Raw genomic sequence first — 1,670 nt, 5'->3', positions numbered from 1 at the left:
CGGCCCGCTCGCGTGCGGGGGGTCGAGGTCGGCGCACCGCTTGAACAGGTGCGGGTTACTCAGTCCGGCCAGTGACTCGCGGAGGGCGGAGTCGGCTGAAATCAGGACGCTCTTGAGCTGGTTGATCGCCTGGGTCCTGGACTTGACCGCGGATCCCTTCGCCAGTTTGAACAGGCGGAGCATCTCGACTGGACCGTTGCCGGTCTTCGCTGAGGCGGTAGCTCGTCCAGTCAGCACGGCGCGGGCTGCTGCCTCGGCGTCGATGGCGTCGGTCTTGCCGTGACGGCGTCGGGCGGCCTTGTCGGGCTGATTGACCTCGGTCACCTCGATGCCCTCGGCGCGCAAGTGACGGGTCAGCCCGGCTCCGTATGAGCCGGTGCACTCGACGCCGGCCCGCCGCAGGACGCCGAACGATCGTGCCCAATCAAGGAGTTGCCGATAGCCGTCGGCGGTCGCGGGGAAGCTGCGTCCGTCCAGGGCCGCGCCGAGCACGGTGATGACGGCTGCGGCGTGGACGTCCTTGTGAGTGTCCACACCGAGCAGGACGTCCTCGGCGTCCGCCGGGACGTGACATGGGGCGGTGGACTGCGTGATGCTGGGCACGGTCGCCTGTCTCCTGATCGCCTCGAAAACCGGTGGCCGTCGCCGGGCCGGGGGCGGTCAAGACTGTGATGGTGCCTGTCGCGAAGGCCCCTATCGGGACACGGCCCCTGCCCGGCGGCAGCATGTGGCACCCCAGACAGCGGTCGGCAGATCAAGCTCAAGGCACCACGGCCAGTCGAACCTCGGGCCAGACCGCCGCCCAAGGCGGCACTCCCACATCCTCACAGTCGAACCTGGTCGCGATCGCGCGGAACTGCTTGAGGCGTGCGAAGCATCGTTCGACCACGTTGCGGTCGCGGTAGACCTCCTTGTCGAAGGCGGGCGGCCGGCCGCCGAGGCGCCCTCGGCGCCGGCGGTTGGCCGCCTGGTCGCGGCGCTCGGGGATCGTGGCTGCGATGCCCCGGCGCCGCAGCAGGTGCCGGATCGCCCGGCTGGAGTAGGCCTTGTCGCCCAGGACTCGGGCCGGTGTCGTGCGCGGGCGGCCGCTGTCGGCTCGCGGAACGCGGATCGAGTCGAGGACCTGAACGAAGGCGGTGGCGTCGTTGACGTTGCCGGGCGTGAGCACGATCGACAGGGGCAGGCCCCGGCCGTCGACGGCGAGGTGGACCTTGGTGGTCAGCCCGCCTCGGGACCGGCCGAGGGCCTGGCGCGTCTGCGAGCAGCCCGGATCTTCCAGTTCGTCCCCGTCTGCGGCCCCTTTTTACGGGCGCCGGCGGCGTGCTGGTGGGCACGGTTGACCGTGGAGTCGACGGCGACGGTCCACTCCACCCGGCCCACCGCGTCGTCACGGACCTGCGCATGCTCCAACAGCCTTGCCCACGTGCCATCCGCCTCCCAGCGGGCGAACCGCTCGTAGACGGTCTGCCACGGCCCATACCGCTCCGGCAGGTCACGCCACGGAGCCCCGGTCCGCAACCGCCACAGCACACCATTGACCACCTGCCGGTGATCACGCCACGGCCGACCACGCCCGTCCACCTGCGGCAACAAGGGCTCAATCCGCTCCCACGCCGCGTCCGTCAACTCACCTCGACCTGCCACAAGATCAATTATCAGACAGGCCTTAG

General features: G+C 70.1%; 2 protein-coding genes. Both read right to left on the bottom strand.

The features are described 5' to 3' along the window. On the bottom strand, positions 1-603 hold a 603-nt coding region (locus ACFWB8_RS37055; RefSeq protein WP_385237726.1), incomplete at its 3' end, for a transposase. 157 nt (positions 604-760) lie between these two features. After that, positions 761-1,644 (bottom strand): IS5 family transposase gene (locus ACFWB8_RS37050; RefSeq protein ID WP_385237729.1). Its coding sequence is split into 2 segments (ribosomal slippage): positions 761-1,290 and positions 1,290-1,644, totalling 885 coding nucleotides; the frame shifts between segments, so codons are not numbered across the junction. Positions 1,645-1,670: the final 26 nt, after the last annotated feature.

Source organism: Streptomyces sp. NPDC060031 (assembly GCF_042736805.1).
Taxonomy (GTDB): Bacteria; Actinomycetota; Actinomycetes; order Streptomycetales; family Streptomycetaceae; genus Streptomyces.
This window is presented reverse-complemented; position numbering and strand designations above follow the sequence as displayed.